General features: G+C 34.0%; 12 protein-coding genes and 2 pseudogenes. 7 read left to right on the top strand and 7 right to left on the bottom strand.

Annotated elements, in window-relative coordinates; translation table 11 throughout:
- Nucleotides 1–55 precede the first annotated feature (55 nt).
- Together ACFQZ1_RS21950 and ACFQZ1_RS21945 are read left to right on the top strand one after the other, a co-directional pair.
- On the top strand, nucleotides 56–991 hold the full coding sequence (locus ACFQZ1_RS21950; protein ID WP_377884276.1) for a metal ABC transporter substrate-binding protein: 936 nt from the start codon (nucleotides 56–58) through the stop codon (nucleotides 989–991).
- A gap of 516 nt (nucleotides 992–1,507) precedes the next feature.
- On the top strand, nucleotides 1,508–1,984 hold the full coding sequence (locus tag ACFQZ1_RS21945; protein ID WP_377884275.1) for a hypothetical protein: 477 nt from the start codon (nucleotides 1,508–1,510) through the stop codon (nucleotides 1,982–1,984).
- Nucleotides 1,985–2,132: 148 nt separating this feature from the next.
- Here ACFQZ1_RS21945 and ACFQZ1_RS21940 read toward each other — a convergent pair whose 3' ends face one another.
- Nucleotides 2,133–3,083, bottom strand: coding sequence for a CobW family GTP-binding protein (locus ACFQZ1_RS21940; RefSeq protein ID WP_377884274.1), 951 nt, complete (start codon nucleotides 3,081–3,083; stop codon nucleotides 2,133–2,135).
- A gap of 180 nt (nucleotides 3,084–3,263) precedes the next feature.
- On the opposite strand from ACFQZ1_RS21940, the gene ACFQZ1_RS21935 reads away from it, so the two are divergent.
- Nucleotides 3,264–4,166, top strand: a complete 903-nt coding sequence (locus ACFQZ1_RS21935; protein ID WP_377884273.1) for an aldo/keto reductase — start codon at nucleotides 3,264–3,266, stop codon at nucleotides 4,164–4,166.
- A 39-nt stretch (nucleotides 4,167–4,205) separates the two neighbouring features.
- Here ACFQZ1_RS21935 and ACFQZ1_RS21930 read toward each other — a convergent pair whose 3' ends face one another.
- On the bottom strand, nucleotides 4,206–5,678 hold the full coding sequence (locus ACFQZ1_RS21930) for a flavin monoamine oxidase family protein (RefSeq protein WP_377884941.1): 1,473 nt from the start codon (nucleotides 5,676–5,678) through the stop codon (nucleotides 4,206–4,208).
- Nucleotides 5,679–5,858: 180 nt separating this feature from the next.
- On the opposite strand from ACFQZ1_RS21930, the gene ACFQZ1_RS21925 reads away from it, so the two are divergent.
- Nucleotides 5,859–6,050: a DUF3896 family protein gene (locus ACFQZ1_RS21925; RefSeq protein WP_377884272.1), complete on the top strand. Its 192-nt coding sequence runs from the start codon at nucleotides 5,859–5,861 to the stop codon at nucleotides 6,048–6,050.
- Nucleotides 6,051–6,188: 138 nt separating this feature from the next.
- Here the strand turns inward: ACFQZ1_RS21925 and ACFQZ1_RS21920 are convergent, their stop codons facing one another.
- Both ACFQZ1_RS21920 and ACFQZ1_RS21915 read right to left on the bottom strand, forming a co-directional pair.
- A complete protein-coding gene (locus ACFQZ1_RS21920; RefSeq protein ID WP_377884940.1) occupies nucleotides 6,189–7,187 on the bottom strand; it encodes an FUSC family protein in 999 nt (332 codons plus the stop codon).
- A 359-nt stretch (nucleotides 7,188–7,546) separates the two neighbouring features.
- Nucleotides 7,547–7,828: pseudogene (locus ACFQZ1_RS21915) on the bottom strand (insertion element protein); the annotation flags it as partial.
- A 108-nt stretch (nucleotides 7,829–7,936) separates the two neighbouring features.
- On the opposite strand from ACFQZ1_RS21915, the gene ACFQZ1_RS21910 reads away from it, so the two are divergent.
- Nucleotides 7,937–8,347: a DUF1259 domain-containing protein gene (locus tag ACFQZ1_RS21910; protein ID WP_377884271.1), complete on the top strand. Its 411-nt coding sequence runs from the start codon at nucleotides 7,937–7,939 to the stop codon at nucleotides 8,345–8,347.
- Nucleotides 8,348–8,422: 75 nt separating this feature from the next.
- Nucleotides 8,423–9,424, top strand: coding sequence for an LLM class flavin-dependent oxidoreductase (locus ACFQZ1_RS21905; protein ID WP_377884270.1), 1,002 nt, complete (start codon nucleotides 8,423–8,425; stop codon nucleotides 9,422–9,424).
- 178 nt (nucleotides 9,425–9,602) lie between these two features.
- Here the strand turns inward: ACFQZ1_RS21905 and ACFQZ1_RS21900 are convergent, their stop codons facing one another.
- Both ACFQZ1_RS21900 and ACFQZ1_RS21895 read right to left on the bottom strand, forming a co-directional pair.
- Nucleotides 9,603–10,868, bottom strand: a complete 1,266-nt coding sequence (locus tag ACFQZ1_RS21900; protein WP_377884269.1) for an MDR family MFS transporter — start codon at nucleotides 10,866–10,868, stop codon at nucleotides 9,603–9,605.
- Between the two features lie 74 nt (nucleotides 10,869–10,942).
- On the bottom strand, nucleotides 10,943–11,401 hold the full coding sequence (locus ACFQZ1_RS21895; RefSeq protein WP_377884268.1) for a DUF3939 domain-containing protein: 459 nt from the start codon (nucleotides 11,399–11,401) through the stop codon (nucleotides 10,943–10,945).
- 342 nt (nucleotides 11,402–11,743) lie between these two features.
- Here ACFQZ1_RS21895 and ACFQZ1_RS21890 point away from each other — a divergent pair, with 342 nt between their 5' ends.
- On the top strand, nucleotides 11,744–12,784 hold the full coding sequence (locus tag ACFQZ1_RS21890) for a YkvI family membrane protein (protein WP_377884267.1): 1,041 nt from the start codon (nucleotides 11,744–11,746) through the stop codon (nucleotides 12,782–12,784).
- Nucleotides 12,785–12,859: 75 nt separating this feature from the next.
- On the opposite strand, the pseudogene ACFQZ1_RS21885 reads toward ACFQZ1_RS21890, so the two are convergent.
- A pseudogene (locus ACFQZ1_RS21885) lies at nucleotides 12,860–13,127 on the bottom strand (chemotaxis protein); the annotation flags it as partial.

The following is a 13,127-nucleotide window of genomic DNA, read 5'->3' as shown; positions in this document are numbered from 1 at the left end:
TTTTTCTTTTTTGGAGAAAATGAATTCTAGTAAGTAAAGAAATGAGGAGAATAAAATGAAGAAAAGATTACTTATATTTTCATTCGTACTAATATTTACCCTTATATTCGCTGGATGTTCGAAACAAAATAACACAGCAAATAAGAAAGATGGCAAACTTTCCGTCTATACAACTATTTTCCCTTTAGCTGACTTTGCTAAAAAAATCGGTGGTGATTATGTTGACGTAACAGCCATTTATCCACCAGGTGCAGACTCTCATACGTATGAGCCAACTCAAAAACAAACTGTACAAGTTGCCAAAGCAGATTTATTTGTATATAACGGAGCTGGATTAGAACCATTTGCTGAAAAAATGGAAAAAACATTAAAAAATGAAAATGTTAAAATTGTGAATGCATCAAAAGATATAGCACTACGATCTTCAACTGAACAAGAACATGAAGATGGACATAAAGACGAACATCATGATAAAGACCCTCATGTTTGGTTAGACCCAACACTTGCCATGAAGCAAGCTGAAGCAATTAAAAATGCTCTTGTAGAACTACAACCGGAACATAAAGAAGTATTCGAGAAGAACTTCGCTGCATTGCAAAAAAAATTCACAGATTTAGATAGTCAATTTAAAGAAGTGGCTGATCATGCAAAGACAAAAGAAATTTTAGTTTCTCATGCTGCATACGGATATTGGGAGCAACGCTATGGTTTCAAACAAATTCCAATTGCAGGTATCTCTGCTTCTGATGAACCTTCTCAAAAAGACTTGGCTGCTATCGCAGCAACGGCCAAAGAGCATGGTTTAAAATATATTTTATTTGAAACATTCTCTACACCAAAAGTAGCAGAAGTCATTCAAAAAGAAACAGGAACAAAAATCTTACGTTTAAATCATCTTGCAACAATTTCCGATGATGATGCGAAAAAAAATAAAGATTACTTTACATTGATGGAAGAAAATATTAACACTTTAAAAGAAGCAACAAACTAAATGTGTTTTCCCTTTCAGACAGCTGAGTTTTTTCAGCTGTCTTTTTCATAGGCCGCAGCTTGACTTAAATAAAACAACAAGTAAAATTATCCATATTAGTTTTAAAAACATGATTCAGAAAGTGAGTTGGAACTATGAATCTTCACATTTGTGAAGTAACAGCACATAATTGGCGTTCAGTCGCTGCTATGCAGAACAAAACATAACATGCTCTCGCTTTCTCCCTCTGTTTTTACCCTTGCATGTGGCAGAAAAAAGCCCTAACCGCTTCTATGTATGGCTAGATGATCTCTCCCACCTAAAAAGAAAGAAGAATTTTATATCGTTTTTTTAATTTTTATTTATATACGTAACGGGGCTATGTGCATTATACGTGTGAATATTTTAATAGTTTTATCCGTTGTAAATTTGCATTTCTCTGATGCTACCCTTTATAAAAATATAAAAATACGTCAAGAAACCCTTCTTATTTTCATCCAAAATTTGGTATAATCGAGATAAAAAGGTGGAAGAGTAATGAAGAAAACCCTATATTTGTGCACTACTATTATAGTATCTTTAAGTCTAGTTGGTTGTTCAAATACATCTGATAAAACAAATTCTTTAAAATCTTCTACTTCAAAAGAACAACAACAAGATAAAGAAAGTTCCATTCAATTAAAAGAAAATGATATACAAGAAATTAAATTAACTAGAACAAATAATAATACCCTTACTAAAACAGAAACGTACAATGAAGCTATGATAAAAGCTATTACTACAGCCATACAAAATGGGACACCTAAGAAAATAACTTTAGATCAAAAAACTAAAGATTCTATTCACTCTAATATGACAGTTACATTTAAAGATAGTTCTACGGAAACCTTTTTTGTTTGGATTGATGACAAAAGTCAAATTACAATAGCAGAAAGTACAGACCAAAACTACGTTCAAGGTTTCATAATAAACACCGAAAATTCTAAAATAGTAACCAATTTCTTAAAAAAATAAAAGGTTGGGGTCTTACTGCCCGCGAATAGCGGGATAAAATTTAAATAACCAAAATTCATGTTAAAACAGCTATTAGTTCAAAAAAGCTAGCTGAAGCTGAAAAGATTAATTGCACACTAAAAATAAGCCTGCAGTTCAAAACGCAGGCTTATTTTATACATTCCTGAAAATGCTCTTGAAACCATTCTTTATTTAAATCTTTACCAATGAAAACAATCTCACTTACACGTTCTTCTCCTTCTTGCCACTCCCTGTCATATGAAGCAGCGAATAACGTGTGTACACCTTGGAAAACTATGCGGCGATTTACTCCTTCAACAGATAATATTCCTTTATAACGATATAAATACTCTCCTAATTCTTGTACAACAGCTGACATCCATTCATTTATCTTTTGTAAATCAAGAGGACGCTCTTCCCTTAGCACAAATGACTTTACACCTTCTAAATGATGCTGTTCTTTATGCGGATAAATTTCTAACTTATCACGCGTTTTAAATGTTTGTATATCTAGTAATGAGGGAATATCTACTTCACAATTTGTTGTTGGGATTAATTTTGCAGTTGGATTAATCCCTTGTATTTCAATAAGCAAATTTTCTTTTTCTGCTGGCTCTATTAAATCCAATTTATTTACTAAAACCATATCAGCAAAGGCAATCTGTTCTTTTGCTTCTAAACCTTTTTCAAAGTGTTTATGTATATGATAGCTATCTACTACAGTTACTACACCATTAATTTGGTATGCAGACTGAATAATAGGGTCTAAAAAGAATGTTTGAATAATTGGGCCCGGATTTGCAAGCCCTGTTGTCTCAATCACTAAACCTTCAAAATCCATTTGACCTGTCGCTTTTACTTCTAGTAAATGCTTTAGTGCGACAAGCAAATCTTCACGTACAGTACAACATAGACAACCATTTGTCATTTCCATAATTTCTTCTTTTACATTCATTATCAATTGATTATCGATACCAATTTGTCCAATTTCATTTACAATAACCGCAAGCTTTTTTCCATGCTCTTCAGATAAAATACGATTTAATAAAGTTGTTTTCCCTGATCCGAGAAACCCGGTTAATATCGTTACTGGAATCACTGTGTTACATCTCCTTGTTACATATATAATTACGTATTATATCATAGGTTGTCTTCTTATTTTCTAACTACGAAACATATTAGTTGTAAGCATGTCTACACGAATATATAATAATGGTAAATAAGAAAACCTTTTCATATTGATTAGGTTCATACATACCAGCAAGGAGGAGCTTCATAAATGGAACGAATTCAAATGGCTCAAAACCTAGAATTTTCTCGAATTATCCAAGGGTTTTGGCGCTTAGCAGAATGGAATATGACAGATCAAGAATTACTTTCCTTCATTGAATCTTGTATGGAGATGGGCATTACAACGTTTGACCATGCCGATATTTACGGCGACTATACATGCGAAGCTTTATTCGGTAAAGCGCTTCAATTAAAACCAAGTTTACGTGACAATATGCAAATTGTTACAAAATGCGGAATCACTCTCACATCACCTAAATTTCCAGAACGCTACGTCGTTCACTATAATACAAGTGCTGAGCATATTATAAAAAGCGCAGAGCAATCATTACGAAATCTGAATACAGACTATATCGATGTATTACTTATTCATCGTCCGGATCCATTCATGAATCCAGCAGAAGTTGCAGAAGCTTTTTCTCGTTTAAAACAAGATGGAAAAGTACGACACTTTGGTGTATCCAACTTTCTTCCTTCTCAATTCAACATGTTAAGTTCATATTTAGATTTCCCGCTTATTACAAATCAAGTTGAAGTATCTGCTATGCAACTTGAACATTTTGAAAAAGGTACGATTGAACATTGCCAAGAAAACAGAATTTCTCCTATGATTTGGTCTCCTCTTGCTGGCGGTGAAATTTTCAAAAGGGAAAGTGAACGTGCAATTCGCTTACGCCATACATTGGAGAAAATTGCCACTGATTTTGGCATTACGGGAATCGATACTATTATGTATGCATGGCTACTTGCTCATCCAGCCAATATGCTGCCGATTGTTGGCTCTGGTAAACTAGAACGTGTCAAAACAGCTGTTGAAGCAACAAAACTAACATTAGACCGTCAGCAATGGTTTACAATCTTTGAAAGTTCAAACGGTCATCCAGTTCCATAAGTACACAAAAAGAACATGAGATTCATTCTCATGTTCTTTTTACATCTGTAATTGATTTATTGCTGCTGCGCTACGAATTCCTGATTCAATTGCGCCTTGTATCCAGCCATGATACAACGTAGTATGATCACCTGCAAAATATATTCTTCCTTCTGGTTTCACAATATCATCCTGTAATTCTGATTGTTGATTTGCCTGAAAGATTGCAAACCCTCCTAGTGCGTACGGGTCCAATGTCCAACTTTTCGATATCCCCGAAATAAATTCATCATACACTTGATTTCCAAGTATTGTCCCTAAATTTTGTAAAGTATAATAAATACGATCACTTTCAGATAAGCCATCCCACAACAATGCATCATACGACCATGTATAACTTCCAAGTACCATTCCAGGACCTTTTGTACCAATACCATGACTTGGATAATATGCATAACGAATAGGCAAATCAGTAATAATGCGGCCACCAAGTTGACCCTGTTTTTCCCAAAAGCGACTTTTAAACTGAATTCCTATTTTCGTAGCAGCCATATAATGTAGTTCCCGAATGGCTCTCCATTTCCCATGAGAAACCGAATCAAACGGATCAATTTCAACAAATCTCATTGTTGTAAACGGAATGGTGACAATGACAACATCACCTGTAATACTGCTGTATTCAAACGTTTTTTCATTACGCAAATATGCTGTAATTCCTTTTTCGTGCTGCGCTAGTTTCATTAATTTTTGCTGAAAGACAATATCATCTTGTAATTGCGGTAAAAAAGCTTTGGGCAATGCGTCATTACCACCTTCAATTTCATAAAACCCTGTGGATTGCTGTAAAATATAAATAAAGCGCAATGTTTCTACAAAAGATCTTTCTAAAAATCCCTCTAAATCAAGAAGTACCCCTATCATTTCTACTGCAGCTGGTGAAAAAGATACTTTATATTGGTGAGGATAATCTTTTAAAAACTCTGCTGTTGAATACCTACCAAAATCTTTCTCTACAATACTCCAATTTTTTTCTGGGTCTCTTTTAATAAAATCAAGAATTGGTTGTATTGCCAACATCAACAACTCTTCCGATGATTTTCCTTCTTCATTCACTGCAACTGGATAACGTAAAATACTCGGATTTTTCTCGTATTGTTTCAATGTTGTTTTGCGACCATTTGCATATATAATATCCGTGTCATTTCGATTAATAAATGGATTTAACTTTAATCCAAACTTCTTATTATATGCAAGTGTTAGTTCGTGTGTATAAGGAATTCGCATTGCTCCAACATCTAGATATAAGCCTGTTTCCGGCGTTCTAACCGTATAAATACGCCCGCCAACTCGATCATTGGCCTCTAATATTTTCACGCGATGACCAGCAGCCTTCAATAACGATCCAGCCACTAACCCCGCCATGCCTGCTCCAATAATAATAATATTTTTCGGTACTGTCGTTTTCGGTAAACCATTGTCAATAATAGACAACATCTCATTTGTTGTAAGACGGGATTGCATATTTATTTGCATCATCCCACACCCCTACTCATCAGTACAAAATCATATTTCAATGCATTGTATTCATGGAAGAAATGAACTATTCTTTGTTTTCTGAATTTCCATAAAAAATTCAAATGTTATGCACTCATTTCTTTTATTTAACCGTATAATGAAAATGTAGATAGGAAATGTAAGGAAGGGGATGGAAACATGAAACGCTCTTACAACTATCATGAAATTAAGAAACAATTAGAAAATCAAAAATCTCAACTATGTAAACGATTAGCAGATGTAAAATTAACAGAAAGTGAGCGCGATGAAATCAAGAGAACGATTGATAATTACGAATATATTCTTACTTTAGTTGACATGAATCATTTTGAAAGAGGAATTTCTCATTAAAAACGGGTGTGCAAATTATAAAGATTTAAAAATTAAAAATAAAGGTAAGTATATATTAGTTATGTTTAATATATACTTACCTCTTATTTTTTGTTCAATACACACGGCACCATAGATTAGAGGAAAAGCTAGTAGTTACTATTGTTCTTTTCTTAACTCCTGAATTAGTTTGAGCGTATCATTATACAAGCTTAATTGATATCTATAGGGCTCTAATTCTGGTGAGATATTGATATGTACAGAAATCGAAGATAAATCCAGTAAGTCTAAGGTAAATTTAAAACTCTTAGAGTTTTGATGGTTTTCTGGACTTACGTTAAGTTGCTTTTCTATGTATCTCCCCAACATTTGTAATTGAATAGCCCATTGTTGTTGATCAACTTTTGAAATAACATCTGTTTTGGACCAGTCATTGAATGTGTTTAGTATATTAGAAATATAGTTATACCCTGTCTTTAACTGCAAGAGAAATTGTTCGTTTTGTTTTAATATTTGTTTTTTATTCTTAATAAATGGATTTAATTTCAAACTTTTTTCTGCCAGCTTAAAATCTTCTTGTACTTGATGCAACTCCTGCAGTAGATTTGTTATATTCTTTCTTAGATCTTGTCCTTTAACAGGGTCGCAGTTAGTATTTACCCAATGGGCTGTCTTTTCAAACAGCTGTACAAGATGGCATCCAAATTGATTTAACGTCCAACGAGCTTCTTTCACATAATTGGATGGAAAAATCAGCATATGAATAATAATGGCGATAAGCGCTCCTACGATAGTATCTCTGATTCGATCGGAGACATAATAGCTCGTTTTATGCACAAAGACAAATACAAGTAAAATGGTTAAAGCCACTTGATGTATGATGGTTTTATGTACCCTTAGTATAACTGGAATCAACATTCCTCCTAACAGTAATAATCCTATCGTCCATCCGTTCACTTCTAAATGGCTGACAATAAAAACAGTAATAGAAATTCCAAAAATAGTGCCGATAATTCTGTAAAAGGCATACGTGGCAGAATGCTGGACGGTTTCTTGCATAGAAAGAATAACAGTTAATGGTGCCAAATAAGGGTGTTTTGATCCTAACATTTTTGCTAATTCCCATGATAGACCAGAAGCTAAAGCTATTTTTGTTATCAGTATTAATCCTTTTCGTAGTCCAGTTTTTTGTTTACCTGTTTTTTGTTTACCCGTTTTTTTTTGGCATAAAAACTCCCTTGTTCAAAGAATAATCTTACATACATTTTTGATATGTTACAGTTCTTGCATTCCTACATTTACTGTAAAAATGGTTACAAAAACGGATATCTCATGGATATAATTATTCCCCCTGCCCTGTTCTATACTTTTTATCCCCTGATTAACCATATAGCTATATCTTTTCCAACAGTCGAACTTCCGATAACACTGATTATGTAAAAATAAAACCCCTTCAGATTTTCTTAACAAGTTTACTTATGAAGTGTAAAACGTAAAATAACACACTATTTTTTAGTACAAAAGTTGTTGAAAGTTCTTAGAATAGTTACAGCCATTTGAGCATATTTTGGATTGAAGTTTGCATAAATGTAACTCTTGCCATCGCCTCTGGCTGTAACAAGCGGTCTTTCTAATATTGATAACCTTCTTCTCATTTGTTGCATAAAGTTGTTTGTTGTTCTATCGCTTACTTATAAAACCATATCTGCAATATACTCAGCATCATATGAGCTTAAATCTGTTTTACAATCTACAAGAAAATCACCTTTATCTTTTGATGGTAAAGGATGCTCAATTGGTTTGCCAATCTTAAATAAGCCAATTTATAAATGGAATTTGGACTAAATCCTTTTTTATATTAAATCTCTAAATGCATCATTTTGTGTGATAAAGGGGGGATTAAATTTATGAACAACTTTAATTTTCTTTGCGAACAATTTGCTACAATCCTTAAAGGAAAAAGCAAAATAGATCAAGGTGCTTGTTCGGTATCTTTCCATCGCAATTTTAGAGTGCTTGTTCAAGGGAAACCAAGTATGTCTGTAATACCCGCAGGAGTTGGCTTTGAATCTTTGGATCAAAATGGTAATTCGTTGAATTTAGGGGAAATTGCTGTTTTGCAAGAAGAAATTCCTTCATTTATGCAATCCATTGTACAACAGGGAATTATTGTTAGTGCTCTACATAATCATTGGTTATATACGAATCCAGTAATCATGTATATTCATGTCCAATCAGTAGAGCCACCATTAAATTTTGCAAAAAAAATGGCAAATTCTTTTTCAGTCTTAAGTAGCTATCCCGTTGCTGATAGATAAGGTAAGCATTTTATTATACATTTTTAGTAAGTAGATATATAATACCTCGTAAATAACAAAAAAGAGGTATTATATATGATAAAATTAAGCGTTCTTGACCAATCTCCTATCGCAGAAGGAAGTACAGCAGTAGAAGCGTTCTCAAATACAGTTCGACTTGCACAAGAAGTTGAACAACTTGGCTATACTCGTTTTTGGGTATCAGAACATCATGACTCTACTAGCTTAGCAGGTTCAAGTCCAGAAATCTTAATTTCTCACATAGCTGCTAAAACAAATCATATTCGAGTAGGTTCTGGCGGTGTTATGCTTCCTCACTATAGCCCTTATAAAGTAGCCGAAAATTTTCGCGTGTTAGAAGCACTATACCCAAATCGTATTGACCTTGGAGTTGGACGAGCTCCAGGCGGAATGCCTATTGCCACACGGGCTCTCCAAGAAGGTAAAATGGTTTCAATCGATCAATACCCTGAACAAATTCAAGATTTATCCCTGTATTTACACGACCGTTTACCAGATAATCATCGCTTTGCACATTTACATGCTTCTCCAGCTATTCCAACTGCACCAAATCTTTTTTTACTTGGTTCTAGCGGAGAAAGTGCGATAATTGCCGCTAAACAAGGTACAGCTTTCACATTTGCACAATTTATTAATAGTTATGGCGGTCCAGAAATCATAAAAAATTATCAAAATCAATTCCAGCCTTCTTTCTTAGGAGAACAACCGCAATCAATCGTAGCTATTTTTGTCATTTGTGCAGAAACAGAAGAAAAAGCACAAAAAATTGCATCTAGCTTAGATCTAGCCCTTTTATTAATTGAACAAGGTGTACGTTCAAGCGGCACACCATCAATCGAAAGAGCTCTCAATTATCCATATAGTGCATTTGATTTTTTACGTATAAAAGAAAATCGAAAACGAATGATTGTTGGCAATCCAAATCAAGTAAAAAAACAAATCTCTATTTTAAACACAGCTTATAACACAGACGAATTCATGATTGTAACAATCACGCATGATTTTGAAGATAAATTAAACTCCTACCGCTTATTAGCAGAGGCTTTTCAATTGTAAAGTGAAACCTCCATTCATCATGTTCGTACATTTATGAAAAAAACTTTCACCCACGCATTATGAAAAGTATTACAGACATTGCACTTACAAAATTCGAAATTAAACTAGTACTAGAACGAAAAAGAAAATCTATGTATAAAATAAAACGCCCTTTCAAAAAGAGAGCGTTTTATTTTACTTATTCATTCATCGCCTTTTTCACCTGGATTTTTCGTCCTTGTAACAACCTGAACATCACGGAATATAAAAATGCACTCAAAAACGCAAGTACTGCAATGATGTAAAATGTGTATTGATAACCTATCCACGCTGTTAAAGGAATCGCAATCGGTGCAATTGTTCGGCCGATAGACCATCGAAGTGTTGCTGCCGCAAAATATTGTCCTCGCATATGTTCAGGCGCCAATTTAGAAACAAAACTATTTTGAATTCCAACAACTAATAGCTCACCGAACGTGAAAATGAGCATAGCAATAATGAGACCCCAAACTGAGATAGTATGAGGAAAAATAATCATTGCCATCCCATATGCAAAAGAAGATAAAAGAAAAATAGTCCGCTCAGAAAAGTAATTCGCTAGTCTTGTTACATATACTGTAAATAGAGCAACCAAAAATCCATTTTCTGCAATAATCCAACTGAACAAGTTTTCTCTATTTAAAATTAAATGAAAAAACTCTTGCGTAGGAACATTTTCTTTTATGTATACTGCTAACAATAAGTCAAGTTGCGTGAAAGTTTGGGCAACGAGAATACCTGCAATAATGAATAGAAAAAAGACACGATCTTGAAAAATAACTCGATAATTCTTTACCTGTTCATTCACAACAGTAAGCCATCCTGTTTGCCTTTCTACTTCTCTCCTCTTCTCTGGTAACGTCTCTTTTATAAACTTAAGTAATACAAATGCTACTATAAAATTAATTGCAATACTTGCTACTAACAATTCGAAGCGATGAGAGAAAAAGAAATACGCTCCCAAAATCGGGCCTAACACAACATTAATATTAATCATTGTATAAAAAACAGCAAATACTTTACTTTGCTGTTCTTCAGATACTAAATCCGCAACCATTGCTGCACTTGCTGGATAATATAAAGAACCCATAATACCAATAATAGAAAAAGCTACAAATGTTAAGATAGGAGATTGCAACCACGGTGAATTTGCAAAAGCAAATAATACAAATGCAGCGCTTTGTACAAATGCGGTAATCACCATCATACGCTTACGGCCATATGTATCTGCTAAATAACCACCTACTAAATTAGCCAAAACAGATAATATTTGCGATAATACAAGTAATACTCCGGCCATCGTTTTTCCTAGTTCTTCCGCAAAATATATTGCCATAAACGGAAGAAACATCCAAAAGAACAATCCAAAGAGCCATTCTCCTACTAGACGAATCTTTAAATTTACATCCCATTCCTTTAAAATCATGATGTTCCCTCATCTCTATGCCCTTGCACATAATATTTACAAAAAAAAGACAACAATTCTCCATTGTTGTTTCTTTATTGTACAATACTTTTATTCATTTTATCAGGCTTACTTGTCACTAAATAATGTTTCTCTGATATATATAAATCACGATCTAACGCCCTTTTTAAGTATGGTCCTAACTTTATCGAACATATTAGTCGATTCTTATTTCCTTCAACGATTGGAAAGGATTCTTTTTCTGTTACATATTGATCGACAGCGCGCTGTACATCATCAATTTCTTTGACAAGAGCAAGATTTTCTTGTGTATTCTCAAATACTTCAAGTGTTTCCTTCGTAATAATAAACGCATTTGTAGGAAAGGCCGGTAAATATGGTTTTAATAAATCATAATTAACCGTGTAATCATCATTTACTAATACCGTATATACCACGTTCGCATTCGTTTCAAGAAATTTCGCCATAGCAAGTTCTAGCTCATCTTGTGTAATTTCCCTTTCTTCCTTGCCTTTTTTAAAAAAGCGAAACATTTTCTCTTCCCCCCTTTTTTGCTTCATTATACCATAAATTACAAGACAAATATGAATAATGCAAAAAATATCACTTCATCGTATGTTTGTCCAAACTCATTCATATGTATGTAATAAAGTGAAAATTTCAGTAGTGAGTAAGTGCTTTACCTCTCATTGCTTGTTAGTTGCCTCAATCCTTGTAAACAGTAGTATAACCCTCACCTAAAGATTCACAGTCAGGCAGGGAATAACCGCTCGTTATAACCCTATTAGTCAAGCTTTCTATCAGTTGGAATAAAGTGAAGGTTAGGATAAGGGTGTAAGATAAGTCAAGCTCATCATACGAGAAAGAGGGATTAAATGGATAATCAACATTGGAAAGTAGCAAAGAAAATTGCTGCTACTTATATAGGTACTGTTGTTGGAGCTGGATTTGCAACAGGAAGAGAAATCGTTGAATTCTTTACAATCCATGGTACATACGGGACAATTGGTATTTTAGTAAGCGGCATTTTCTTTATTTGGTTAGGTACAAAAATGATGCTTCTCGCTTCACAAATCGGAGCATTTTCTTCTCAAGAATTTAATAAATATTTATTTGGGGATGTCTTTGGTAGCGTTGTAAATATTTTATTACTTCTTGTATTATTTGGTGTAACAAGTGTCATGCTTTCCGGAGCTGGAGCGGTGTTTGAAGAGCAACTTCGCCTACCAAGACAGCTTGGTATCTTTATTACGATACTTGCTTGCATTGTAATTGGTAGCAGAGGATTACAAGGGGTCTTTGAAGTCAACTCGCTTGTCGTACCAATAATGATGATTTTTGTTATAGGCCTATCTATTACAACACTCTTTCATGATGCAACTTCTCTTTACAACGTAATACCTTCTGAAGAGTGGAATACTAAATGGATTACAAGTCCAATCACATATGTTGCACTCAACCTCTCCCTTGCCCAAAGTGTACTTGTGCCATTAGCAAGTGAAGTGAAAGATCAGAAAGCTATTAAATGGGGTGGAATATTAGGTGGAACCGGCCTTTGTTTAATTTTGTTATGTAGTCACTTCGCTATTTTATCTGTTGAACAATTTTATCAATACAATATTCCAATGGCAGAAGTAGTACGACGCTTCAATGATACTTTTCATTTCTTCTTTGTATTAATTATTTTTGGAGAAGTATTTACAACACTTGTTGGTAATGTATTTGGTATGACAAAACAACTCCAGTCTATCACTGGGTGGAAGAGTAACATCATTATTTATTTCATCTTACTTATTAGTTATTGTTTTAGTTATATCGGTTATAGCGAATTACTCCATATGCTATATCCTGTAATTGGATGGATTAGCTTAATTCTTCTTCCAATAATCGCTTTCAAACAACAGCAAAAAACATAAAAAAACATCCGTTAGTAACGGATGTTTTTTTCACAATTAAAAGCGCGTGAATTACCTTATCCACGCGCCTTTTCATTACACTTTAAATCGTTCAATTAACACTTGTAACTCTTCAGCCATTTGTGATAGTGTTCCAGCCGCTGAACTAATTTCCTCTATAGATGCTAATTGTTCTTCAGCCGATGCCGCTACACTTTGTGTGCTAGATGCATTATTTTGTGCGGTTACTGCAATTTCACCAACTGAAACTGACACTTCATCTGCCCCTTTGGACATTTTTTGCGCTATGTCAACCATACTACCAATTTGTTTTGCAATTTCATTTGTAGATTGTAGAATCTCT

The organism is Bacillus sp. CGMCC 1.60114, from assembly GCF_042676365.1.
GTDB lineage: Bacteria > Bacillota > Bacilli > Bacillales > Bacillaceae_G > Bacillus_A > Bacillus_A rhizoplanae_A.
This window is presented reverse-complemented; position numbering and strand designations above follow the sequence as displayed.

Bases quoted from the DNA above. Each gene is read 5' to 3' on its own strand.
- ACFQZ1_RS21935 (WP_377884273.1), top strand. From the start codon at position 3,264: ATGGAACGAATTCAAATGGCTCAAAACCTAGAATTTTCTCGAATTATC.
- ACFQZ1_RS21890 (WP_377884267.1), top strand. From the start codon at position 11,744: ATGGATAATCAACATTGGAAAGTAGCAAAGAAAATTGCTGCTACTTAT.
- ACFQZ1_RS21925 (WP_377884272.1), top strand. From the start codon at position 5,859: ATGAAACGCTCTTACAACTATCATGAAATTAAGAAACAATTAGAAAAT.
- ACFQZ1_RS21945 (WP_377884275.1), top strand. From the start codon at position 1,508: ATGAAGAAAACCCTATATTTGTGCACTACTATTATAGTATCTTTAAGT.
- ACFQZ1_RS21910 (WP_377884271.1), top strand. From the start codon at position 7,937: ATGAACAACTTTAATTTTCTTTGCGAACAATTTGCTACAATCCTTAAA.
- ACFQZ1_RS21905 (WP_377884270.1), top strand. From the start codon at position 8,423: ATGATAAAATTAAGCGTTCTTGACCAATCTCCTATCGCAGAAGGAAGT.
- ACFQZ1_RS21930 (WP_377884941.1), bottom strand. From the start codon at position 5,678: ATGCAAATAAATATGCAATCCCGTCTTACAACAAATGAGATGTTGTCT.
- ACFQZ1_RS21895 (WP_377884268.1), bottom strand. From the start codon at position 11,401: ATGTTTCGCTTTTTTAAAAAAGGCAAGGAAGAAAGGGAAATTACACAA.
- ACFQZ1_RS21950 (WP_377884276.1), top strand. From the start codon at position 56: ATGAAGAAAAGATTACTTATATTTTCATTCGTACTAATATTTACCCTT.
- ACFQZ1_RS21900 (WP_377884269.1), bottom strand. From the start codon at position 10,868: ATGATTTTAAAGGAATGGGATGTAAATTTAAAGATTCGTCTAGTAGGA.